This is a genomic window from Stenotrophomonas sp. PUT21 (genome assembly GCF_052232875.1).
Taxonomy (GTDB): Bacteria; Pseudomonadota; Gammaproteobacteria; order Xanthomonadales; family Xanthomonadaceae; genus Stenotrophomonas; species Stenotrophomonas maltophilia_N.
Genome location: NZ_CP197645.1, coordinates 1,157,413 through 1,178,920, shown reverse-complemented (window position 1 = coordinate 1,178,920; position 21,508 = coordinate 1,157,413). Strand labels below are relative to the sequence as shown.

20 protein-coding genes and 1 tRNA gene are annotated in these 21,508 nt (G+C 66.6%); 4 read left to right on the top strand and 17 right to left on the bottom strand.

What is annotated here, in order from left to right; genetic code table 11:
• Nucleotides 1-89: 89 nt before the first annotated feature.
• The 4 genes from ACTT2I_RS05630 to ACTT2I_RS05615 form a co-directional block, all read right to left on the bottom strand.
• Nucleotides 90-599, bottom strand: a complete 510-nt coding sequence (locus ACTT2I_RS05630; RefSeq protein WP_088433190.1) for a pyridoxamine 5'-phosphate oxidase family protein — start codon at nt 597-599, stop codon at nt 90-92.
• 97 nt (nt 600-696) lie between these two features.
• A complete protein-coding gene (locus ACTT2I_RS05625; protein WP_088433191.1) occupies nt 697-1,689 on the bottom strand; it encodes an LLM class flavin-dependent oxidoreductase in 993 nt (330 codons plus the stop codon).
• Nucleotides 1,690-1,826: 137 nt separating this feature from the next.
• Nucleotides 1,827-2,579, bottom strand: a complete 753-nt coding sequence (locus tag ACTT2I_RS05620) for a sulfurtransferase (protein WP_421099584.1) — start codon at nt 2,577-2,579, stop codon at nt 1,827-1,829.
• Nucleotides 2,580-2,628: 49 nt separating this feature from the next.
• On the bottom strand, nt 2,629-2,994 hold the full coding sequence (locus tag ACTT2I_RS05615; protein ID WP_088433193.1) for a DUF6164 family protein: 366 nt from the start codon (nt 2,992-2,994) through the stop codon (nt 2,629-2,631).
• Nucleotides 2,995-3,061: 67 nt separating this feature from the next.
• Between ACTT2I_RS05615 and ACTT2I_RS05610 the strand changes: the two genes are divergently transcribed.
• Both ACTT2I_RS05610 and ACTT2I_RS05605 read left to right on the top strand, forming a co-directional pair.
• Complete coding sequence (locus ACTT2I_RS05610; RefSeq protein WP_088433194.1) at nt 3,062-3,502, top strand: FKBP-type peptidyl-prolyl cis-trans isomerase; 441 nt, start codon at nt 3,062-3,064, stop codon at nt 3,500-3,502.
• 10 nt (nt 3,503-3,512) lie between these two features.
• Nucleotides 3,513-4,760 carry a TIGR03862 family flavoprotein gene (locus ACTT2I_RS05605; protein ID WP_421099585.1) on the top strand — a complete coding sequence of 416 codons (1,248 nt, stop codon included), beginning with the start codon at nt 3,513-3,515 and terminating at the stop codon, nt 4,758-4,760.
• Nucleotides 4,761-4,788: 28 nt separating this feature from the next.
• Here ACTT2I_RS05605 and ACTT2I_RS05600 read toward each other — a convergent pair whose 3' ends face one another.
• The 9 genes from ACTT2I_RS05600 to ACTT2I_RS05560 all read right to left on the bottom strand — a co-directional run bounded on the left by ACTT2I_RS05600 (nt 4,789) and on the right by ACTT2I_RS05560 (nt 15,096).
• Nucleotides 4,789-5,250, bottom strand: a complete 462-nt coding sequence (locus ACTT2I_RS05600) for a GNAT family N-acetyltransferase (RefSeq protein ID WP_421099752.1) — start codon at nt 5,248-5,250, stop codon at nt 4,789-4,791.
• Between the two features lie 14 nt (nt 5,251-5,264).
• Nucleotides 5,265-6,887, bottom strand: coding sequence for an FMN-binding glutamate synthase family protein (locus ACTT2I_RS05595; protein ID WP_421099586.1), 1,623 nt, complete (start codon nt 6,885-6,887; stop codon nt 5,265-5,267).
• Between the two features lie 30 nt (nt 6,888-6,917).
• The gene (locus tag ACTT2I_RS05590) at nt 6,918-8,204 is read right to left on the bottom strand and encodes a nucleotide sugar dehydrogenase (RefSeq protein WP_421099587.1); all 1,287 of its coding nucleotides are present in this window, start codon (nt 8,202-8,204) and stop codon (nt 6,918-6,920) included.
• 304 nt (nt 8,205-8,508) lie between these two features.
• On the bottom strand, nt 8,509-8,964 hold the full coding sequence (locus tag ACTT2I_RS05585; RefSeq protein WP_421099588.1) for a BLUF domain-containing protein: 456 nt from the start codon (nt 8,962-8,964) through the stop codon (nt 8,509-8,511).
• Between the two features lie 108 nt (nt 8,965-9,072).
• The gene (locus ACTT2I_RS05580; RefSeq protein ID WP_421099589.1) at nt 9,073-10,122 is read right to left on the bottom strand and encodes a TraB/GumN family protein; all 1,050 of its coding nucleotides are present in this window, start codon (nt 10,120-10,122) and stop codon (nt 9,073-9,075) included.
• Nucleotides 10,123-10,284: 162 nt separating this feature from the next.
• Complete coding sequence (locus tag ACTT2I_RS05575; protein ID WP_088433201.1) at nt 10,285-12,537, bottom strand: methyl-accepting chemotaxis protein; 2,253 nt, start codon at nt 12,535-12,537, stop codon at nt 10,285-10,287.
• Between the two features lie 508 nt (nt 12,538-13,045).
• Nucleotides 13,046-13,132: transfer RNA gene (locus ACTT2I_RS05570), tRNA-Leu, on the bottom strand.
• A gap of 66 nt (nt 13,133-13,198) precedes the next feature.
• Nucleotides 13,199-14,608: an oxygen-independent coproporphyrinogen III oxidase gene (hemN, locus tag ACTT2I_RS05565; RefSeq protein ID WP_421099590.1), complete on the bottom strand. Its 1,410-nt coding sequence runs from the start codon at nt 14,606-14,608 to the stop codon at nt 13,199-13,201.
• Nucleotides 14,609-14,652: 44 nt separating this feature from the next.
• Nucleotides 14,653-15,096: a group III truncated hemoglobin gene (locus tag ACTT2I_RS05560; protein ID WP_088433203.1), complete on the bottom strand. Its 444-nt coding sequence runs from the start codon at nt 15,094-15,096 to the stop codon at nt 14,653-14,655.
• Nucleotides 15,097-15,278: 182 nt separating this feature from the next.
• Between ACTT2I_RS05560 and ACTT2I_RS05555 the strand changes: the two genes are divergently transcribed.
• Together ACTT2I_RS05555 and ACTT2I_RS05550 are read left to right on the top strand one after the other, a co-directional pair.
• Nucleotides 15,279-15,572 carry a hypothetical protein gene (locus tag ACTT2I_RS05555; protein ID WP_088433204.1) on the top strand — a complete coding sequence of 98 codons (294 nt, stop codon included), beginning with the start codon at nt 15,279-15,281 and terminating at the stop codon, nt 15,570-15,572.
• Nucleotides 15,573-15,574: 2 nt separating this feature from the next.
• Nucleotides 15,575-16,663, top strand: coding sequence for a 4Fe-4S dicluster domain-containing protein (locus ACTT2I_RS05550; RefSeq protein ID WP_421099591.1), 1,089 nt, complete (start codon nt 15,575-15,577; stop codon nt 16,661-16,663).
• A gap of 55 nt (nt 16,664-16,718) precedes the next feature.
• Here the strand turns inward: ACTT2I_RS05550 and ACTT2I_RS05545 are convergent, their stop codons facing one another.
• The 4 genes from ACTT2I_RS05545 to ACTT2I_RS05530 all read right to left on the bottom strand — a co-directional run bounded on the left by ACTT2I_RS05545 (nt 16,719) and on the right by ACTT2I_RS05530 (nt 21,396).
• Nucleotides 16,719-16,967 carry a hypothetical protein gene (locus tag ACTT2I_RS05545; protein WP_088433206.1) on the bottom strand — a complete coding sequence of 83 codons (249 nt, stop codon included), beginning with the start codon at nt 16,965-16,967 and terminating at the stop codon, nt 16,719-16,721.
• A 270-nt stretch (nt 16,968-17,237) separates the two neighbouring features.
• Entirely contained in the window at nt 17,238-17,699 is a 462-nt protein-coding gene (locus ACTT2I_RS05540; protein ID WP_293978941.1) for a BLUF domain-containing protein, read from the bottom strand.
• 141 nt (nt 17,700-17,840) lie between these two features.
• The gene (locus ACTT2I_RS05535) at nt 17,841-19,895 is read right to left on the bottom strand and encodes a hybrid sensor histidine kinase/response regulator (protein ID WP_421099592.1); all 2,055 of its coding nucleotides are present in this window, start codon (nt 19,893-19,895) and stop codon (nt 17,841-17,843) included.
• Nucleotides 19,885-21,396: an ATPase domain-containing protein gene (locus ACTT2I_RS05530; protein WP_421099753.1), complete on the bottom strand. Its 1,512-nt coding sequence runs from the start codon at nt 21,394-21,396 to the stop codon at nt 19,885-19,887. The genes ACTT2I_RS05535 and ACTT2I_RS05530 overlap by 11 nt, the downstream gene beginning before the upstream one ends.
• Between the last annotated feature and the right edge of the window lie 112 nt (nt 21,397-21,508).

Below are 21,508 nucleotides of genomic sequence, written 5' to 3'. Positions count from 1 at the left end.
CCTTCACGCGACGCGCCACGAAAAAAGCCGACCCCGCGGCCGGCTTCAGCACCACAATGGCCAGCGCAGGGCCGGCCCTGTGAGCCCGGTTACGCGCCGGGCTTGAGATCCACGGTGCCGGTGTCGGACATCGCGCCCGGATCATCGGTAACCGCCGACAGCACGAAATACAGCGCCTTGCCGAGCAGGCCACCCGGGCCATCCCAGTACTCGGCCGATTCGGCGCTGACGTGGATCAGGCGCAGGTTCGGGTCGTCCTTGCCGCCCGGGAAGAAGATCTTCATTGCCGGCGACCACAGCTGCTCGATCTTGGCGCGGTCATTGACCACGCGGGCCGTGCCCGAGACCGAGACATAGGTGTTGCCCGACGGAGAGGCATAGGCGACGTTGACGCGCGGGTTGGCGGCGATTTCCGCGACCTTGGGGCTGTCGGCTTCCGTGGCGAACCAGAGGTCGCCATCGAACTCGACTTCCTGCGTGCCCAGCGGACGACTGAACAAGCGCCCGTCCGCGCCGACCGTGGTGAACATCGCGATATCGACGTCGCGGATCAGTTCGGCCAGTTGTTTGATGTGCTGCTGGCGATCGTGTTCGGCCATGGGGTGACTCCTGCAAGGGGAGCCACCATCACAGCCGATCGGCGGCTACGGCGACGTGAACCGCGCGGTCACACCTTCTTCGCATGCGCCGTGGGCATTACACCTGCAGTGCGCGCCATGCCTGCATCGCCAGGCCGAACGAACGCTTGCGCGCGGCATGGTCGTAGATGTTGGCAGTGACCAGCACTTCGTCAGGCTTGTGCCGCGCCACGAACGCGGCCAGCCCTTCCTGCACCTGCTTCACATCGCCGACCACCGCGCAGGCCAGCGCGTTCTGCACGCCCGCCTTTTCGTGTGGCTGCCAGAATGCTTCGATGTCGTCGATCGGCGGCGGAATCAGCCCCGGCAGGCCACGGCGCAGATTGACGAAGCTCTGCTGCTGGGTGGTGAACAAGCGCTTGGCTTCGGCTTCGGACTCGCTGGCGACCACGTTCAGGCCCAGCACCGCGTACGGTGCCTGCAGATACTGCGAGGCGCGGAATTCGCGACGGTAGACCGCCAGCGCTTCATCCATCGCGTCCGGCGCGAAGTGCGAGGCGAACGCGAACGGCAGGCCCATCGCCGCCGACAGCCGCGCACTGAACAGACTCGAGCCCAGCAGCCACACCGGCACCGGAATGCCCGCGCCGGGTACCGCACGCACGGCCTGGCCCTTCTGGGCCGGTTCGAAGTAATGCAGCAGCTCGCGCACGTCCTGCGGGAACTGGTCGGCACTGTCGAAGTAGCGACGCAGTGCACGGGCGGTCGGCTGATCGGTGCCGGGCGCGCGGCCCAGGCCGAGATCGATGCGGTCCGGGTACAGCGAGGCCAGCGTCCCGAACTGTTCGGCTACCTGCAGCGGCGAGTGATTGGGCAGCATGATGCCGCCGGCACCGACGCGGATGCGCTGGGTACCCCCGGCCACATGGCCGATCAGCACCGCGGTGGCGGCGCTGGCGATGCCGGGCATGTTGTGGTGCTCGGCCAGCCAGTAACGGTGGAAACCCCAGCCTTCGGCGTGCTGGGCCAGGTCCAGCATGTTGGCGAAGGCCTGCGTGGTGTCGCTGCCTTCGCAGACCGGCGCCAGATCAAGAATCGACAGCTGCATCATGAATGCTCGTTCCAACCAGGAGATATCTCACTGAGATGGGGCTGTCCGGCCGGTTTGCCACCGCCAACAAGGCGTGGATGGCAAGACGCTGATTTCCGTCTCGCGACGATTCAGGACAATCAACGCCGTGAAGGCGCTCAGGCGGCGTCTGCGTCCTGGTCCACCAGCGGCTGCAGGGCCGCATCCAGCGCCACCCGCTCGTCGAACACGAAGCAGCGGCCGTCATAGCCCTCGCCGCCCACGGCCTCGAAGTAGCCCAGGATGCCGCCATCCAGCTGCAGGACGTTGTCCATGCCGTCGTTGCGCATCCACAGCGCGGCCTTCTCACAGCGGATGCCGCCGGTGCAGAAGCTGACCACGGTGCTGTCCTTGAGCGCTTCGCGGTGGGGGGCCAGGGCCTCGGGCAGGTCGGTGAACTTGGTGATCGGCAGCACCAGCGCGTCCTGGAAGGTGCCGTACTCGATCTCCTGGGTATTGCGCGTATCCAGCATCACCACCGGCTTGCCCGCGTCATCGTGCCCTTGGCGCAGCCAGCGCTGCACGGTGGCCGGGTCGATCGAGGGCGCGCGCGGGTAGGCCAGCGGCTGGCCATCGTCGATGCGGAAACTGATGATCTCCGGCTTCACCTTGGCCTTGAGCCGGGCGAACGGCTGCATGCGGCTGTAGCTGGTCTTCACGCGCAGCCCGGCAAACCGCGCATCCGCGCGCAGGGCGGCGTAGAAGCCGTCGATCTGCGCCTCGGCGCCGGCGAGGAACAGGTTGATGCCCTCGCCCGCTACCAGGATCGTACCGCGCAGCTGCGCGGCGGTTGCCCGCTCCAGCAGGGTCGCGCACAGCGCGTCCGGGTCGGCGACGGGGGTGAAGTGGTAGGCGGCGGTATTGGCAATCATCCGCCCATTTTAGCCGCTGGGCCGGCGCTACGCCTGACCCGCCCGGGAATCAGCCGCGCAGCAGCACGAACGGCAGCAGCACCAGGGCGGCGGCGACGGCCATCCCGACCAGCACCATGACCACGAACACCGGGCGGCGGCGGATCAGGCTGCCGAAGGTCTCGGCGGTGCCCTCGCGCAGCGCGGCCTCACGCTCACCACGCACGCGCTCGCCGCGTAGCTGCTGGTAGTCGGCCATCAAGGCCTTGGCCCGCGGGTGATCCTCGTTGTCACGGACCCAGATCCCGCCAAAGGAGATGCCCCAGGGGCTGGGCTCGGTGCGGTAATGGGCGATGCCCGCCTTGTCCAGCAGGGCGGTGACATCCTGGATTTCATCGTCCGCGACATTGCGCAGGTTGAGCAGCAGTTTCGACATGCGCCCATGATAGCGCCCGGCGATGCGCTACCCTTGCGTCCCCGTTTTTTGGATCCGGAGCCCGCCCATGCGCCGTCTGCCGCGTTACCTGCTCGCCCCCCTGATGCTGTCGCTGCTGGCCGCCTGCACCCCGCCCGGCCCGCCGCCCGGTGGCAGCATCGCACAGTTCGAGAAGATCGATACCCAGCCGGGCACCGGTGCCGAGGCCACGCCGGGCAGCAAGGTGACCGTGCACTACACGGGCTGGATCTACGACGAGCGCACCGCCGACAAGCACGGCAACAAGTTCGACAGCTCGGTGGACCGCGGCGAGCCCTTCAGCTTCGACCTCGGCCAGGGCCAGGTCATCAAGGGCTGGGACGAAGGCTTCGCCGGCATGAAGGTGGGCGGCAAGCGCACGCTGATGATTCCCGCCGAGTACGGCTATGGCGCACGTGGCGCCGGCCCGATCGCACCGAACGCCTCGCTGGTGTTCGATGTCGAACTGCTCGACGTCAAGCCGCGTTGATCCTGCCTGCATGAGCATTGCCCTGACCACCCCACGCCGGGTCGCGATCATCGGCGGCGGCCCCGCCGGCCTGATGGCGGCGGAAACCGTTCGCGCTGTCGGCCACGCCGTGGATCTGTACGAAGCCAAGGGCTCGCCCGGCCGCAAGTTCCTGATTGCCGGCAAGGGCGGCCTCAACCTGACCCACTCCGACGCGCCTGACGTGTTCGTCTCGCGCTACCGCGAGCGCGCGGAAGCGGTGGGCGGCTGGCTGGCCGATTTCGATGCGCAGGCGCTGCGTGCCTGGGCGCTGGAGTTCGGCGTGGAAACCTACGTGGGCAGTTCCGGCCGTGTGTTCCCGGTCGACCGCAAGGCCGCGCCGCTGCTGCGCGGCTGGGTACGTCGGCTGAAGGAACAGGGCGTGCGCTTCCACGTGCAGCATCGCTGGACCGGCTGGGATGACGCGGGTGCGCTGCGCTTGCAGACGCCCGATGGCGAAACGACGGTGACCGCCGACGCGGTGGTGTTCGCGCTCGGCGGCGGCAGCTGGCCGGAACTCGGCTCGGATGGCGCCTGGGTCGCGCCGATGGCCGCCACCGGCATCGACATTGCCCCACTGCAGCCCGCCAACTGCGGGTTCGACATCGGCTGGACGCCCTACTTCAGCGAGCGCCAGGCCGGCGCCCCGCTCAAGCCGGTGGTGGCGCACTGGACGGACCTGAGGGGTGAACCGCGCTCACTGCAGGGCGAGTGCGTGATCACCACGACCGGCATTGAAGGCAGCCTGATCTATGCCCTCTCAGCCGATCTGCGCGATCACCTGGCCCGCGATGGCCAGGTGGAACTGCAGCTGGATCTGCTGCCGGGCCAGACCGAAGCGCAGGTGCTGGAAAAGCTGCAGAAGCCGCGCCAGGGCCGCAGCTTCGGCGAGGTCCTGCGCCGCCAGCTGGGGCTGACCGGGGTCAAATCCGCCCTGCTGTTCGAAGTACTGGGCCGCGAGGCCGGGCAGCTGCCGCTGGAGCAGATCGCGCACGCGCTCAAGCGCCTGCCGCTGGCCCTGCAGCGACCGCGCCCCATCGATGAAGTGATCAGCACCGCCGGCGGCGTGCGCCTGGAAGCGATGGATGCGCAGCTGATGCTGCGTGACCGGCCGGGCACGTTCTGTGCGGGCGAGATGCTGGACTGGGAAGCGCCGACCGGCGGCTATCTGCTGACCGCGTGCTACGCCAGCGGGCTGCGCGCCGGGCGTGGCGTGGTGGCGTGGCTGGCGCGGGCGTGAATCACACGGTGCCGGCCAACGGCCGGCACTACCGCGTGCGCTGCATCCGCACCGACGCGAGTGCCACACCGCTCGGGTGCGGGTAGTTCTCCTCGCGCAGGGCTTCAAAGCCACAGCGTTCATAGAACGGCACCGCGTTGAGCGAGGCCGAGAGCACCAGCGGCCGCACAGGGTCGGCCAGCGCCTCCATCGCCTGCATCAAGGTCAGACCGATGCCGCGGCCGCCGCAGTCGGGATCGACGAACAGCGCGTCGATCTCGTTGCCGGCCAGATCGATCACGCCGTAACCCAGCAGCACGCCATCGGTGTCTTCGGCGATCACGCAGCCACCGGCAGCGAGCAGCGCGCGATAGTGTTCCGGCGGCGGTGAGGCCGACCACGGGGCGATCACCTCCGGCGGATACGCCGAACTGCACAGCTCGCGGACGCAGCGCGTGCGCAGCACCCACAGCCGGTCCGCTTCCTCGGCACCGCCCACGCGCAGGCGCACGGTACGCGCACCGCTCATCGCGATTTGCTCGTGCGCAGCGCCTGGATGCGCGCCGGAGGTTGGAACGAGTCGCTGCGGGCGTCGGCCCAGTAGTCGTGGAAGACCGCGTGGTCCGGCACCTTGCGCAGCAGTTCACCGGGCGCCAGATAGCGGTACAGCGACGCCAGCGAACGGATCTCCACCGGCGAGACGCGCCGCAGGATGTGCTCCGGGCCCAGCTCGGCGGGGTCGTTCAATCCCGCCGCGCACAGCAGATCGCGCAGTGCGCGCAGGGTGTTCTCGTGATAGCTGTGCACGCGCGTGGCCTTGTCGGCCGCGTCCAGGTGACGCCAGCGGTTGGGATTCTGCGTGGCGATGCCGGTGGGGCACTTGTCGCTGTGGCAGCTCAACGACTGGATGCAGCCCAGCGCGAACATGAAGCCACGCCCGGCGTTGCACCAGTCCGCACCCAGCGCGATGGTGCGCGCGATCTCGAACGCACTGGTCACCTTGCCGGCCGCACCCACGCGGATACGGTCGCGCAGGTCCAGCCCGACCAGCGTGTTGTGCACCAGCAGCAGCGCTTCGTGCATCGGTACACCGACGTGATCGATGAACTCGGCCGGCGCGGCACCGGTCCCGCCCTCGGCGCCGTCGACGACGATGAAATCCGGCAGCAATCCGGTTTCCTGCATCGCCTTGGCGATGCCGAACCATTCCCAGGGATGGCCGATGGCCAGCTTGAAGCCGACCGGCTTGCCGCCGGACAACTCGCGCAGCCGCGCGACGAACTGCAGCAGCTCCACCGGCGTATTGAACGCGCTGTGTTTGGAGGGCGACACGCAGTCCACGCCCATCGGCACGCCCCGGGTGATCGAGATCTCTTCGCTGACCTTGGCCGCCGGCAGCACGCCGCCATGGCCGGGCTTGGCGCCCTGCGAGAGCTTGATCTCGATCATCTTGACCTGATCGTGGTTGGCGTTGGCAACGAACTTTTCTTCGCTGAAACCGCCGGCATCGTCACGGCAACCGAAATAGCCCGAGCCGATTTCCCAGACCAGATCGCCGCCCATTTCGCGGTGATACGGCGAGATCGAGCCTTCGCCGGTGTCGTGGTAGAAACTGCCGCGGCGCGCGCCTTCATTGAGGGCGCGGATCGCGTTGGCCGACAGCGAGCCGAAGCTCATTGCGGAAATGTTGAACACACTGGCCGAATACGGCTTGGCGCAGTTCGGGCCGATCTGGATGCGGAAATCGTGGTGGGCGATCTCGGTGGGTGCCAGCGAATGGTTGATCCATTCGTAGTCCACCGCATACGTGCTGCGCAGCGTGCCGAACGGCACCACGTCCATCTCATTCTTGGAGCGCTGGTAGATCAGCGCGCGCTGCTGGCGCGAGAACGGCACGTCTTCCAGATCGCTCTGCACGAAGTACTGGCGGATCTCCGGCCCGATCGATTCCAGCCCGTAGCGGAAGTGCGCCATCACCGGATAGTTGCGCCGCAGCGTGCTGCGCTTCTGCAGCATGTCCCACGTGCCCAGCCCGACCAGCACCGCCGTCACGCCGACGCCCCAGTACCAGGCGGGCCAGATCGTGGCCAACCACAGGCAGACCGGGAACAACAGGATGGCGAGCAGGTACGCGAGATAGCGGTGCATGGCTTTCCTCAATCAATAGCTGCCCCGAGTCTACAGGCGGTCGTCCACCACTTCCCGGGGCCATACGGATTTCACGTCGTACACCACACCGCCCGGCGTCAACAGCGCGCGCACCTGCGCGACATCGAGCGCACGGAAACGCTCATGCGCCACCGCCAGCACGACGGCGTCATAGGCGGCGGCATCCGGGGTCTCGACCCAGCGCACACCCGCATCGGCCAGCGCGGCCGGCCCGACCCACGGGTCCTGCACATCCACCCGGGCACCACAGGCCTGCAGACGCTGCGCCAGCTCCAGCGCGCGGCTGTTGCGCAGGTCCGGGCAGTTCTCCTTGAAGGTCACGCCGAGCACCAGCACGCGGGCCTGCGCGACCTCGATGCTGCGCGATGCCAGCAGCGCCAGCACGCGTTGTGCGACGTGCTCGCCGACCCGGTTGTTGACCTGGCGCGCGGTATGGATCAGATCGGGGTGATACCCCACGCTCTCGGATTTGTGCAGCAGGTAATACGGATCCACGCCGATGCAGTGGCCGCCGACCAGGCCCGGCCGGAACGGCAGGAAATTCCACTTGCTGCCGGCCGCGTCCAGCACGTCCTGGGTGTCGATGCCAAGCCGATCGAAGATCAAGGCCAGCTCGTTGACCAGGGCGATGTTGACGTCGCGCTGGATGTTCTCGATCACTTTGGCCGCTTCGGCCACGCGGATCGACGGGGCCGGCCAGGTGCCCGCGGTGATGATGCCCTTGTACAGGGCGTCGACCACGGCGGCGACCTCGGGCGTCGAGCCGGAGGTGATCTTGCGGATGTCGGGCAGCCGGCGCTCGCGGTCGCCCGGGTTGATCCGTTCCGGGCTGTAACCGCAGTAGAAATCGTCGTTGAAGCGCAGCCCCGATCCCGCCTCGAGCAGCGGCACGCAGACTTCCTCGGTGGTGCCGGGATAGACCGTGGATTCGTAGATCACGATGTCGCCGCGCTTGAGCAGCCCGGCGATCAGCGTGCTGGCGCTGCGCAGCGGGCCCAGATCGGGCTGCTCGTGCGCATCGATCGGGGTGGGCACGGTCACGATGTAGACGTTGCACCCGGCCAGCTGCGAAGGATCGGCGGTGTAACGGGCATGCACCGCGGCAGCGAGCTCGTCGGCGTCCAGTTCCAGGGTGTGATCCACGCCACGCTGCAGTTCGGCAACCCGCGCAGTATCGATGTCGTAGCCCACCGTGGGCTGCTGCCGGCCGAAGGTCACCGTCAACGGCAGCCCGACGTAGCCGAGCCCGATGACGCCGATGCACGGGGCGACCGCCGCGGAAATGGCCTGCGTCATCGCTCGGCTCCGCATCGCGGAACCGGGCCGGCCATCAGGCGGGGCTTCATCAGGGGATACGTCATGCGATACGGAGCCGGGGGTGCAGGTGATGCAAGCCTAACGCGCCGGCCCCTGCCCCACAAAGAACAAAGCCGCCGCCCGCGGAGAGTACGGACGACGGCCAAAGGAATATTGGTCCAGCTGCGGTTACTACCCTTTCAGACAGCCTCCAAGGGCAAACCCCGCAAGACTGGTCACAGCTGGTAGAAAGAGAATAGGCGCCAAGCCGTGATCATTATGTTACGGCCAGCGTTGTTTTGCGTTACGAACCCAGCGTCACCGCTGCAGGTTCCAACTCGCCGGACACACCGGTCCAGGCAGCAAGCAGACATCCAAACCCTGCAGGCACATCGCCACCGGTCGGAAGCTGTGGCTGAAAGCCGTGCCAGGGCGCATCGATGATACGCGCCAGTGCGTCGGGCTCGACCGCTGCCGATGCCATCGTCCAGCGTGGGAAGTGGCGGACGCTGACCGGACCGCGCGCCAGCTCGCGCAGGTTCGTATGGATGCGCGCATTGAACACGCGCTGGAACACCGAGTCCACGCCGTCCTCCGGGCCCTCGAAGTACTGCAGGAAACGTCGCCCGTCGAACATCAGCACGCCGGTGACGCCTGCTACTTTGTTGAACCCCATTGCTGCTTGCAGGATCTGATCGATATCAGACGTTTCGATTCCATCGATAGCGTCGCTGACATAAGCGACCGCATGCAGCGGCATGAAGGATTTCCGGAATGAACTGAAGCTGACTATGCCACGAAGTATTCGCACTGGGTAGACATTGAATGTGGCACGGGCCCCGTTATCAACCGCGCGGCGCAGCGGCGCTCATTCCGGCGCCTGGACTTCCAGGCCCCGGCCGCGCAGCTGATCGACATACCCACCCGGTGTAAGCAGGGAGGTCACCGGGACGGTCGCAAAGGTGACCGTATTACGTGCCAGCGCGTCGCTGACCATGCTCATCCATTTGCGATGCGCCTGGGCATCTACGTCGGTCAGCCCACGGCGCCGCCCGAAGTCGCTGTTGGCCACTGCGTCCACGCAGGCCAGGTACTGGCCTTTCACCGCCAGCCGCTGCAGCGCCTCGATATCGCCGACCGACCAGGCGTTGGCCCGTTCGGCCAGCAGCGGGAGCCCGTGTTCGACCACATCCAGGGTGCGGCGGAAGCACTCCACATCCTGCAGCGCGGTCCCACGTACCTCCTTCAGTGCCTGCCGCGGGTCGGCGATCTTGATCGTCACCTGGGTCGAGACCGGCTTGAGGCCATGGGCCTTGCTGGCCTTCTCGATGATGCGGGAGACCGGCGAAGACCGGCCGAGCCCGACATCCTTCAGCGCGGCTGCATACAGCTGGGTCGCCGCCACCAGCGGCCGGTCCTTCTCGATGCCGTTGTCGCGGCCGATATGGCGCTGCTTGAGCACCTCCCAGCGCGCGTACAGATCGGGCGGCAGCACTTCGCGCAGCGTGCGGCCCTGCGGATCACGCGCGGCCTTCATCGCCGACGGCACCAGGGTCAGGCCGCGGAAGAACCCCACATCGGCATCCAGCGTCCAACCGGGCGGGCCGAGCACCTCCTGCGCACTGGCGATCACCGCCTGCACCTCGTCGGCGCGCCAGTCCAGCTTGGCCGGCAGCGGCGAGACCGTGCCGAGGATCCACAGCGTGTGACCCTGGCTGTTGCGGACCTGCCACAACCCCGGCCCGGGCTGCGCGCCGGACACCATCACCGGGGCGAGATCGATCACCTCGCCCGCCGCCTGCACCGGCACCTGCACCGCCACCGGCGTCTGGACCGGGGCCGCCGCCTGGGCCGCGCCACCAAGCAGCAGTGCCACGCCCCACCCCAGTGCTTTCCCTGCACGTCCTGCGTTTGCCATGTGGTGTGTCCGAAGTGAATTGCTGCGCAGCGTACGGCGGCGCGCGGGCGGCTGCGTAAAGTTTGCGTTGCGCCGGCACTGGCGGCTCTCACGAACGAGGGCAGCCCATTGGCTGCCCTCGCGTTGCATCACCTCGACAGCGTGCGCCGGATCACGGCGCGATCAGAACTCGCGCCAATCCCCTTCGATGTTCGCGGCCGAACGCGACGGCAGCGACGTTACGCTCCCGCCGGCCGGGCGAACGCTGGCTGCGGGCCGCGGCGATGCAGCAACCGGCGATGACACCGCGCGTGTGGAGACGGCCGGCGGCTGCCGCTGTCCGTCGTGCTGCGCCGCCAGACGGAAGCGCGCGACCGCACCCGACAGCGCGACCGCCTGCTCTTCCATCGCCCTGGCCGCGGCAGTGGCCTCTTCCACCAGCGCCGCGTTCTGCTGCGTGGTTTCATCCAGCTGCACCACGGTCTGGCTGACCTGCTCGATACCGGCGGACTGCTCCTGCGACGCCGCCGAGATCTCGGCCATGATGTCGGTGACCTTCTGCACGGAGGTGACGATCTCGGTCATGGTGACCCCGGCCTTGTCGACCAGCCCCGCACCGACGGCCACCTTGTCCACCGAATCTTCGATCAATCCCTTGATCTCCTTGGCCGCCGCCGCAGAACGCTGCGCCAACGTGCGCACCTCGCTGGCCACCACCGCAAAGCCCCTGCCCTGCTCGCCCGCTCGCGCGGCTTCGACCGCCGCATTCAAGGCCAGGATGTTGGTCTGGAACGCGATCCCGTCGATCACGGTGATGATGTCGGCGATCTTCTTGGACGAAGCCTCGATCCCGCGCATCGTGGAGACCACCTCCTGCACCACCTGGCCACCTTCGGAGGCCACCGCGCCGGCACCGATCGCCAGCTGGTTGGCCTGGCGCGCGTGCTCGGCGTTCTGCCGCACGGTGGAGGTCAACTCTTCCATCGAGGCCGCGGTTTCCTCCAGGTTGGCCGCCTGCTGCTCGGTGCGCCGCGACAGGTCACTGTTGCCGCTGGCAATCTCCACCGCCGCCGTATTGATGCTGCCCGCTGCGAACTGGATGCTGCCGATGATGCCGGTCAGCTGCCCGACGGTGCTGTTGGCATCGTCCCGCATCCGCGCGAACACGCCTTGGAACTCGCCATCCATCCGCACCGTAAGGTCGCCGGAGGCGATCGCCTTGAGCAGCGCTGACAGCTGCCGGAGGTTGTCATCGCTGATATGCATCATCGTGTTCAGGCGCTCGATCATCACCTTGAACTGATGCTCGAAGGCATCGGCATCGCCGCGCTGACTGAAGTCGCCCGCCGCGGCGGCCGAGGCAAGGCGGTGGATCTGGCCGTTGATCGCAGCGAGATTCTGCTTGGTCGTAGCCATCGCTTCGGTGAAGCGCGCTTTATCGCCAGGCAGGGCCTCCAGGTCCTCGGTCAGGTCACCCACCGCGTAATTGCGCACCACGTCGATGATCTTCTGCGTCAACGCAATGCTGCTCCCGACCAGGGCGTTGGTGCCGCTGGCCATGCGCCCGAAATCACCGGGGAAGGCGCCCGCATCGATGCGGTGGTCCAGCTCGCCCAGATCATGCCGGTGCGCCATCTCCTGCTGCGCGGTGGAGAACGCACGCAGCCGCGTGGTCATGTCCTCCATGCTGGACAGCAGCTGCCCGGTCTCGTCACGGCTGCGCGCACCCACCACGGTGTCGAAGCGCCCTTCGGCGATCGAACGCGAGACCTCCATCGCCCGGCGCAGGGGGCCAACCAGGCTGCGGGTAATCCACCAGGCCATGCCGCCGCCGGCCAGCAACGCAACCGCCGCGAAGACGATCAGCAAGGTGCGCGATGCCTGGATGGCGTCATTGATGGCCGCCGCCCCTTCCCCGTTGCGTCGCTCCTGCAGCTCCACCGCCGATTGGATCGAGGCCGCGCGCGCGGCCATCAACGGCCCGGCCTCGCCATACAGCAAGGCGACCGCCGCCTCGTCCTCACCGGCACTGGCGTGCTCGATGATGCGGTTGTGCAACGCCACCGCCGCGTCCTGGGCCTCCTTGATGGCCTGCTTGGCCTGCATCCCTTCTGCATTGTGGGGAATCGCATCCAGGGCGGTACGCGCGCTGGCGTACTCCTCGCGCACTGCCTGGATCCGCGCAAGGATCGCGGGCGTGCGCTGTTCCCCTTCCAGGATCAGGTCACGCAGGTTCGTTTCATTCTGGAAATTGCTGCGCCGCATCGACGAGAGCAATTGCACCTTGCGGTTGTTGGTCTCCATCTCCATCACGCGCTGCCCGATCCCGGCGGCCTGGTACAAGGCCAACGACGAGGAAAGGACCAACAGCACCAACAGCAGCCCAAAGCCCAGCGCCAGCTTGCTGCCCACTTTCAGATTTCTCACATAGTCCATTGCATTGCGTCCGCTATATCGTCACGAGTGACATCAGGAACCCAATTGCGGCTGCACGATTAATAGCTTGAGTCAATGATCAAGCGTGGCGGGAGGCTGATTCCGTGATGGAATTCCGCGGATCGCACTTAATCTCCGCGATGTTTTCGCACCGCCCGCCAAAGATCTGGCATTGACGCCGGGCGGCCATTTTTTGCTGCGCAGCAACACGCCGCGATGTCGGCGAGCCAGCGTCAATCGCCCGGCACCGTGATGTCCGTCGGGACAGTCTTGTGAGACAACTTCTTCGGATAAATCTCAGTTCTGTGACCGACTTCAGAAATTCGCCGGGGCATCAGGGCGCGGCGGACGGCGTTCCACAGTTGTGCGGACACACGCACGCACGCAGCGCAGTACCCGGCGCATGTGCACAGGGCCACGGCGACCGGGAACGATCGAAGGGACGATGATGAGGAGCGGTACTGCTAGGCCTCGACCCGCGATCGCGGGGAGATACAACACCACAGTGTGGTGCCCGGGGCCGGAATCGAACCGGCATGGGGTTGCCCCCGGCGGATTTTAAGTCCGATGCGTCTACCAGTTTCGCCACCCGGGCAACGGCGCGCATAGGGTGCCTGATCGCACCGGTTTTTGGAATGCATGCGCGCCGATGCCGCGACGCTCAGATCGCCCGGGAATACCGCACCGGCTGGTCCGGCTGGGCCAGATAGCGGTCGAAGCACATCGCCAGCAGCCGCAGCAGCGGGCGCCCGCGTTCACTGGCGCGCACCACGCCCTGCGCATAGTCGGCCAGGCCGTCGGCCTGCAGTGCGGCCAGCGCGCGCAGGCCATCGGCGAAATACGTCTCGAAGTCCACCCCATGCCGTGCCGCCAGGGCGGCACCGTCCACTTCACCGTGGCACATCAGCTGCCCGATCAAATCGGCGCGCAGCACATCGTCCTCATCCAGCTGCAGACCCCGCCAGACCGGCAGGCGCCCTGCATCGACCGCCGCCTCCCAGGCCGGCAGTTCACGCGGATTCTGGCTGTAGGTGGCGCCGATATGGCTGATCGCACTGGCGCCCAGACCGACCAGATCGGTATCGGCGTGTGTGGTGTAGCCCATGAAGTTGCGGTGCAGCTGGCCCGCGCGTTGTGCACGCGACAGGTCTTCTTCGGGCAGCGCGAAATGGTCCATGCCGATGTACTGATAGCCCGCATCAGAGAGCCGCTGCACGGCCAGGCCGAGCAGCGCGAGTTTCTGTTCGGGGCTGGGCAGGTCCGCATCGGCGATCTGACGCTGCGCGCGGAACAGGTTTGGCAGGTGAGCGTAGCCGTACACCGCCAGGCGATCCGGCCGCTCACGCAGCACAGTGTCCAGCGTCTGCGCGAAACCGGCGAGTGTCTGCTTCGGCAGGCCATAGATCAGATCGACATTGACCGATCGCAGCCCGTGCTCGCGGCACGCACGCAGGATCTCCAGCGTGGCCTCCACACCCTGCTCGCGGTTGATCGCCTTCTGTACGTCCGGATCGAAGTCCTGCACCCCCAGGCTGGCGCGGTTGAAACCGAGCTCGGCCAGCACCGCGATGTCATCGCGGCTGACGAAACGCGGGTCCAGTTCGATCGAGAAGTCGCGGGCGGCGGCCGAGCTGAAGTTGAAGCGCTGGCGCAGCCCATCGATCAACTCGCGCATCTGCGCCGGTGCGAGAAAGTTCGGCGTGCCACCGCCAAGATGCAGCTGGATCACTTCGCGCGCCGGATCGAACTGCGGCGCCATCAGGTCCGCCTCGCTCAGCACGCGGGCCACATAGCTGATGCCCTTGCTTTGGTCGCGGGTGATGACGCGGTTGCAGCCGCAGTAGAAGCACGGGCTGCTGCAGTACGGCACATGCACATACAGAGACAGCGGCCGGCCAAGCTGGTTGCTGTCCACGATGGCCTCGCGCAGCGCAAGCTCACCATAGCCGTCATGGAAATGCGGCGCGGTGGGATAGGAGGTGTAGCGCGGGCCAGGCCGGTCGTGGCGGCGTAGCAGCTCGGGGTCAAAGTGCCAGGCGAGCCCGGCGGCGGCAGGCGAGAAGGTATCCATGCCGCCAGCTTGCGCGTGCGCGGGTGCGCACGCATTGCGTCAGATCAATTCACACCCGGGCGGCCAGCCATCGGCAGGCTTGGCCAGCGCAGCATCTGGAAGCGACGCCAGAATGTGTCGGCGATCCGCTCGGCCACATCGTCGGCCAGCCGCTGCATCGGTGGATTGCCGCATTCGGCGGTGGTCTGCCGGAACAGGGCCAGCCAGCGGTCGAACAGATCGCGGTCGAGCTCATCCATGGCCATGTGCTTGGGCATCGGCGCGCCCTTGAAGCGCCGCGTGCCGCGCAGCATCGCCGACCAGAAATCGACCAGCTGGGCCAGATGCGCATCCCAATCGTGGATCCGCGCCGTGAACACCGGGCCCAGGCGCGGCTCCTCGCGGACGCGCGCGTAGAAGTCATGCACCAGGCGGGTGACCTCCTGTTCGCTGCACAGGTCCAGCGCGGGATTGGGCAGCGCGTTGTCAGTGGGATCGGGCATGAACATCCTCGGGCAGCAACGCCCAGCATCGGCGGCAGAGCCTGCCACCGCCTTGATCAGGATCAATGAAGCCAGTGGCCAAGCCTTCTAGTCTGGGAACTCGACAGGACGCGCGCACCCGCGATCCCGGCCCCCGGTCGGCGCGAAGTATAGCCGTGCCCTGCCCCCTCCTCCTGACCGTGGCCGCAATGAACGACCTGCACGACCCGCCCGACGGCAGCCGCCGACGGCTGATCCAGCAATGGGGCGCCATCCTGTGGCCCAGCTTCGTGGCGGCCGGCCTGGCCAGCGTGGTGTTCTTCGCCTTCGTTGACCCCCTGCGCCTGCGCGACATCAGCTTCCCGCAACACCAGATCAGCCGCGAACTGGGCTATACGCTGGGGTTCTTCATGTTCTGGGCAGTCACCGCCGCGGCCAGCACGATTACCTGGTACCTGCTGCGCCCGATGCCCAGCGACGACGATGATCTGCCGCTGGGGTGACCATGACAGACCGCCTCGCCCTGCATCTTGTCGATACCTCGCCCGCACCCCCTGCCCCGGCGCGACGCGCGCCACTGCGTTGGCGGCCGCTGCTGTCCGCGCTGCTGCTGGCCGGTTTCTATGCCCTGCCCTGGCTGCGCTGGGAGGGTCGGCAAGCGCTGTTGTTCGACCTGACCGCGCGCCGCTTCGATCTGTTCGGCTGGACGCTCTGGCCGCACGACGTCGGCCTCCTGCTAGGTCTGGCCGCCGTGCTGGCCACCGCGCTGGTACTGCTCACCAACCTGGCCGGGCGGCTCTGGTGCGGCTACGCCTGTCCGCAGACCTTGTGGAGCCGGTTGTTCCGCTGGATCGATCACGGCACCGCGCGCTGGCTGCCGGCCACCGGCGCCGCGCGTACGGTCAAGCATCTGCTGTGGCTGCTGGTGGCCGCGTGGACCGGCATCACCTTCGTGGGCTTCTTCAGCCCGATCCACGGCCTGGTCGGTACACCCTGGCCACCCGCCTGGAGTGGCTGGGAAACGTTCTGGATCGTCTTCTATGCGGCAGCCACCTGGGGCAATGCCGGCTTCCTGCGCGAACATGTCTGCCGCGAGCTGTGCCCGTATGCGCGCATCCACGGCATGTTCTGCGACAGCGACACCCCGCGCATGCACTACCACGCACGTCGCGGTGAACCGCGTGGCCCGCGCGTGGCGGGGCTGGGTGGGATCGAGGCGCGCGGCCGCGGACTGCTCGACCCCACCAGCGCCAGCGACTATGCGTTCCGCGCCGCGCACGAGGCTATCGCCGGCCCGATGCCGCACTTCAGCGCCGATCGACTCGGCGATTGTCTGGATTGCGGGGACTGCGTCAGCGTCTGCCCGATGGCGCTGGACGTACGCGCCGGGCCGAACGCCGATTGCATCGGCTGTGGCGACTGCCAGGATGCCTGCGACGCGCGCATGCGTGCCTGGCAGTTCCCACCGGGATTGCTCCGTTATGCGCGCCCATCGGCCATGCAGCACCGCCCGTCACGCTGGGTCCGCCCGCGCACGCTCGCGGCCGCCGGCACGCTGTTGGCGCTGCTGGCCATCGGCCTTCATCACCTGTAGTGGCGCCGCGTTGGCGGTTGTCCCCGTATCGTTTCCCCGGTCCCCCGACCCGGTTTCAGCGCGCGCGTGGGCGTACGCTGCGCGGCGGCACCAACTGGGCGCGCCGCACGATCCCCAACTGTTCGATGATCAACGCCAGCTCATTGGTGACACGGGTTCGCGCGGTGCCCTGCGCGGGTGGGACCAGACGTTCGAGCACACGCTGGTAGGTGGACCAGAATTCCGGGCCGCAGCCATGTTTCACGTAGCTGGCTTCCAGCTCGGTTCGCACTCCGTCAGCCAAGTCATGTTCGCCGTATTCCATACGACCTCCGTGGGACTTGCTTGCTTCAGGGACGACAAAACCCCCTTAGGGGTGGATTCACTTCGGGTTCACTTAAAATTTGCACGGCCCATTCATTAAGTCAATTATCCGAAGGGCAAAGGCCGCGTCCATGATGAACCGTTCATATTACGCCCGTCGCCCTGCCCGCATCATGCAGGGCGCGTATTGACAGCAATATGTCAGCGCGGCACGCCGGATAATCCACTGCCGGCCACATCGCCCCCGGGAGAAACCACGGGCGCAGCCGAACTACTCCGCCGCCGAGCGGGTGTCCTGCATGCCCACCCGCTCAGGCAGGTGCGGCGCAACGAACTGCATCAACCGTTCCATCGCACTGTCCGCCGGCGGTCGGCCTGCAATGCGATCGGCAAACGCCTCCCAGTCTCCGGCCGACAACACCTCGATCAGGGTCGGCTCCACGCCGAGCCAGCGCATGCTCCAGTACGGAAAATAACGCCCAGGCACGCGTGCATGGCCCAGTTTGCGGATGTTGCGATGGCTGCGGGCCTGCAGCACGCGCTCATGCACGGCCGACACCCCGTCATCCGGGCCTTCGAAATACTGCAGGAAACGATTGCCGTCACAGAGAAGCACACCGGTGACCCCGGCCAGGCTGTTGAAGCGGATGGCATCCTCAACAAGTGCATCGAGGTGCTCGGCCGACAGCGGGCCCGCAACGTCGCTGACATACGCGATCGCGCAAAGGGGCATGGGTAAACTCCAACACGTCAAACCTCTATGCTGGCACTTTCAGGTACCTAAATAAAGCGACTGGCTGAAGCGTTCAGAACAGCATTAAAACGAAACTCGCGCGGCTGTACTGCTTTCGCTGCTCCATATCGGCGGCACCATTTACTGAGGCGTGGCCATCGAACTGCGTACCGCCTCGCTGAACGCATCGAGCAGGAACGGCTTGGCGATCATGGCCATGCCGTTATCCAGAAACGCCGAGCGCTCCTGTGCTTTTTCCGCATAGCCGGTCATGAACAGCACAGGCAATGACGGGCGCGACTGCCGTGCGATTTCAGCCAGCTGGCGTCCGTTGAGGCCAGGCAGCCCGACATCGGTGATCAGCAGATCGATTTTCTTCGACGAGCCCAGAATCGGAATGGCGCCATCGGCATCGCCCACTACTTCGGCGGTATAGCCGAGATCTTCCAGCACCACGGTGACCAGCATCCGGACCTGCTCGTCGTCTTCCACCACCAGGATCGACTGGCCGGCACCGAGCGACACCGGCTGTGCGTTGGGCGCCTCGTCATCCTCGGCGGCATCGTGCACCACCGGCATGAACAACGACACCGTCGTGCCCTGCCCGGGCGCGGAATCCACCGTGATGTGCCCGCCGGACTGCTGCATGAAACCGTAGATCATCGACATGCCCAAGCCGGTGCCCTTGCCGATCGGCTTGGTGGTGAAGAACGGCTCGAAGATCCGTTCGACCACCTCCGGTGGCATGCCGGTACCCGTATCGGAGACGGACACCACGGCGTACTCGCCCGCCGGAATGGTCGGCAGCTCGCCATCGGCGGCAAAAACGTGCGAGGTCCGCAGGATCAGCTCGCCCCCTTCAGGCATCGCATCACGTGCGTTGATGGCCAGATTCAACAGCGCACTTTCGAACTGGTTGCTGTCCAGGTTCGCGCGCAGCGGGGCATCGCTGGTCGCCATCTGGATGCGGATCTTCTCGCCGAGGGTGCTGCGCAGCAGGTGCTGGACCGAACCGACCAGCGCGTTGAGCTCCACCGTTTTCGAATCCAGCGACTGCCGGCGCGAGAATGCCAGCAGGCGCTGGGTCAACGCGGCCGCACGCTGGCTGGAGGCCGTCGCTGCATCCAGGAAACGCTCCAACCCTTCCATGCGCCCCATGTCCACGCGCATGCGCATGATGTCCAACGAGGACAGGATGCCGGTCAGCATGTTGTTGAAGTCATGCGCGATGCCACCGGTGAGCTGCCCGATCGCATCCATCTTCTGCGACTGGCGCAGGGCCGCTTCGCTGGCCTCGCGCGCCGCCATCTGGCGTTCCAGTTCGGCGGTGCGCTCGGCGACCATCGCCTCCAGGTCCAGCGCGTGCTGCTGGCTGGTCTCCAAGGCCAGTTTGGAGGCGGTGACATCGGTGACGAATACATGGAATCCATCCGGCGCGCCGTCCGCATCGAAGCGCGGCGAGTAGCGGATCTCGCTATCGCGCCGGCGGCCGTCACTGAACGGCCAATTGGCTTCGAACACGATGTGTTCGCCGGCGAGCGCACGTTCGATCAAAGGGCGGCGACTGGTCCAGACCTCTTCCCCGAACACCTCCGGCACGCGCTTGCCGATCACCTCCGATACCGGACGCTGGAACCAGGCTTCATAGGCCTTGTTCGCAAAGCGGTAATGCAGGTCGCGGTCGATGAAGGCGATCAGCACCGGCATCGCATCAGCGACCAAGCGCAATTCGGCCTCGCTGCGTTCCAGCGCGGCACGCCCATCGGCCAGCGCCCGCATCTGGTCACGCACCAGGAACTGCTTGTCGCGCGCGCGCAGTGCACTGCGCACCGAGCTCAGCAGCGAGCTGCTGCCGAGTGGGCGGTCCAGTTCGATGATGTTGATCGCCAGCTTCAGGCCGGCATCGGCCAGCGGGCGTTTCTGCGAGCGCGGCGAGCGCAGCAGGATGAAGGGAATATCGGACCACGACGGCTGCCGGGACAGGGGCTCGAGCAGGGCGGCAGTGCCCTTCGCCACGGCCTCCTCGGTCACCACCACGACGCCCACGTCATCATCGAGCGCCTCGGCCAGCCGTGCCAGGCTGTCGTGGATCGTGGTCGGCACGCCGGCGGCGCTGAGCACGGCAGCGATGCTGTGCGCATCACGCCCGAACGGTGCGAAGATCTGCACCCCACCGGGCGCGGCGTCAGTCCGCACGGGTGTGGCCAAGCAGATGCGCTGTATTGCCCACGAATTCCGGTGTGCCGGTCAGGATGCCCTTGAACTCATTGAGCGGCGCACTGAGCGAGATGCCCTTGCCGTCGATCTTCAACTCGCGGATCGTGTTCTCGTGCGCACCGCCGCGGTTCTTGATCACCGAGATCGCCTTGCGGATCCGCCCCTGCGATTCGAAGAAGCGGAACAGCACCACCGAGTCGGCAATGTAGGACACGTTGAGATTGCCCGTGGACATGGTACCGACCAGCCCGTGCTGCGGATTGATCAGGATGGTCGCCACGCCGTTCTGGTTGAGGTAGGAGAGCATCTCATGCAGCTGGAGCATCAGCTGCTTTTCCTGCGGCATCGCGGTGACGTAACCGTTGAGGCTGTCGATCACCAGCAGACGGCAGTGACGTTCCTCGACCGCACGCTGCATGTTCCAGGCGAACTCGCCCGGTGAAATCTCGGCCGGATCCACCTGCTGGATCTCCAGCAGGCCCGACGCCAAGTGCTTGCTCAGGTCGATGTCCAGCGACTCGGCGCGCGCCAGCAAGGTGCCGATGCGCTCATCGAATTCGAAGATGCAGCAGTGTTCACCGCGCTCGCAGGCAGCCCACACATATTGCAGTGCCACGTTGGTCTTGCCGCTGCCAGCCGGGCCGGTCAGCAGCGTGCTGGTGCCCCGCAGCGGTCCGCCGCCGAGCAGACTGTCGATCTCCCCGACCCCGCTGCTGATCGGCGTGCCGTTGAACGTGGCGTGGTGGTCCGAAGCGATCAAGCGCGGGAACACCTCCAGGCCGCCTTCGCGGATGGTCATGTCGTGGTAACCGGCGGTGAAGTTCACGCCACGCAGTTTCTGCACATGCATCCGCCGGCGGGCCGGGCCGAAATCCAGCGTGAGCCGTTCCAGCGACACCACGCCATGGCACAGACTGTGCAACTGGCCATCGCGCTCTTCACCGGAGGCGGTCATGTCATCGACCAGCACCACCGTCGCGCTCTTGGGCGCGAAGAACTGCTTGAGCGAGAGGATCTGCCGGCGATAGCGCAGCGGATCCTGCGAGAGCAAGCGCAGCTCGGAGAGCGAATCGAACACTACCCGGTGGGGCTTGATCCGCTCCACCTCGCCCAGGATCAGCTTGACCGTCTCATCCAGCTCGACCTCCCAGGAGTGCAGTACCGACTGCATCCGGCCGTCGCCCAGCGCTTCCTCGGCCGAGGCCAGCTCGAACAGATCCAGGCCCTCCAGTGACCAGCCGTGGGCATGGGCGACTTCCCGTAGTTCGTCAGCCGTTTCGGAGAGTGTGATGTACAGGCATCGCTCCCCCTTGGTCAGCCCATGCAGCAGGAACTGCAGGGACAGCGTGGTCTTGCCCGAGCCGGGCGGCCCCTCGAGCAGGTACAGCCGCCCTTGCGGGAAGCCCCCGCCCAGAATGCTGTCGAGGCCTTCGATACCCGTCGCTACGCGTGCTTTTTGTGTCTGCATAAGGCTGCCAATATGGACGGCCGCAGCATACGAAGCGCGTTGTGTAGACCCTGTCGCCTCTTGCCTCCGAAACTGAATGGAGGCCCACAACGCACAAAGCCCGCTTTCGCGGGCTCTGGGCTAC

Excerpts from the sequence above, each read along its gene's own strand:
- hemN (WP_421099590.1), bottom strand. The coding sequence starts at position 14,608 with ATGGATACCTTCTCGCCTGCCGCCGCCGGGCTCGCCTGGCACTTTGAC.
- ACTT2I_RS05575 (WP_088433201.1), bottom strand. The coding sequence starts at position 12,537 with ATGGACTATGTGAGAAATCTGAAAGTGGGCAGCAAGCTGGCGCTGGGC.
- ACTT2I_RS05550 (WP_421099591.1), top strand. The coding sequence starts at position 15,575 with ATGACAGACCGCCTCGCCCTGCATCTTGTCGATACCTCGCCCGCACCC.
- ACTT2I_RS05625 (WP_088433191.1), bottom strand. The coding sequence starts at position 1,689 with ATGATGCAGCTGTCGATTCTTGATCTGGCGCCGGTCTGCGAAGGCAGC.
- ACTT2I_RS05555 (WP_088433204.1), top strand. The coding sequence starts at position 15,279 with ATGAACGACCTGCACGACCCGCCCGACGGCAGCCGCCGACGGCTGATC.
- ACTT2I_RS05560 (WP_088433203.1), bottom strand. The coding sequence starts at position 15,096 with ATGTTCATGCCCGATCCCACTGACAACGCGCTGCCCAATCCCGCGCTG.
- ACTT2I_RS05630 (WP_088433190.1), bottom strand. The coding sequence starts at position 599 with ATGGCCGAACACGATCGCCAGCAGCACATCAAACAACTGGCCGAACTG.
- ACTT2I_RS05580 (WP_421099589.1), bottom strand. The coding sequence starts at position 10,122 with ATGGCAAACGCAGGACGTGCAGGGAAAGCACTGGGGTGGGGCGTGGCA.
- ACTT2I_RS05620 (WP_421099584.1), bottom strand. The coding sequence starts at position 2,579 with ATGATTGCCAATACCGCCGCCTACCACTTCACCCCCGTCGCCGACCCG.
- ACTT2I_RS05590 (WP_421099587.1), bottom strand. The coding sequence starts at position 8,204 with ATGACGCAGGCCATTTCCGCGGCGGTCGCCCCGTGCATCGGCGTCATC.
- ACTT2I_RS05595 (WP_421099586.1), bottom strand. The coding sequence starts at position 6,887 with ATGCACCGCTATCTCGCGTACCTGCTCGCCATCCTGTTGTTCCCGGTC.
- ACTT2I_RS05605 (WP_421099585.1), top strand. The coding sequence starts at position 3,513 with ATGAGCATTGCCCTGACCACCCCACGCCGGGTCGCGATCATCGGCGGC.
- ACTT2I_RS05610 (WP_088433194.1), top strand. The coding sequence starts at position 3,062 with ATGCGCCGTCTGCCGCGTTACCTGCTCGCCCCCCTGATGCTGTCGCTG.
- ACTT2I_RS05615 (WP_088433193.1), bottom strand. The coding sequence starts at position 2,994 with ATGTCGAAACTGCTGCTCAACCTGCGCAATGTCGCGGACGATGAAATC.
- ACTT2I_RS05585 (WP_421099588.1), bottom strand. The coding sequence starts at position 8,964 with ATGCCGCTGCATGCGGTCGCTTATGTCAGCGACGCTATCGATGGAATC.
- ACTT2I_RS05545 (WP_088433206.1), bottom strand. The coding sequence starts at position 16,967 with ATGGAATACGGCGAACATGACTTGGCTGACGGAGTGCGAACCGAGCTG.
- ACTT2I_RS05540 (WP_293978941.1), bottom strand. The coding sequence starts at position 17,699 with ATGCCCCTTTGCGCGATCGCGTATGTCAGCGACGTTGCGGGCCCGCTG.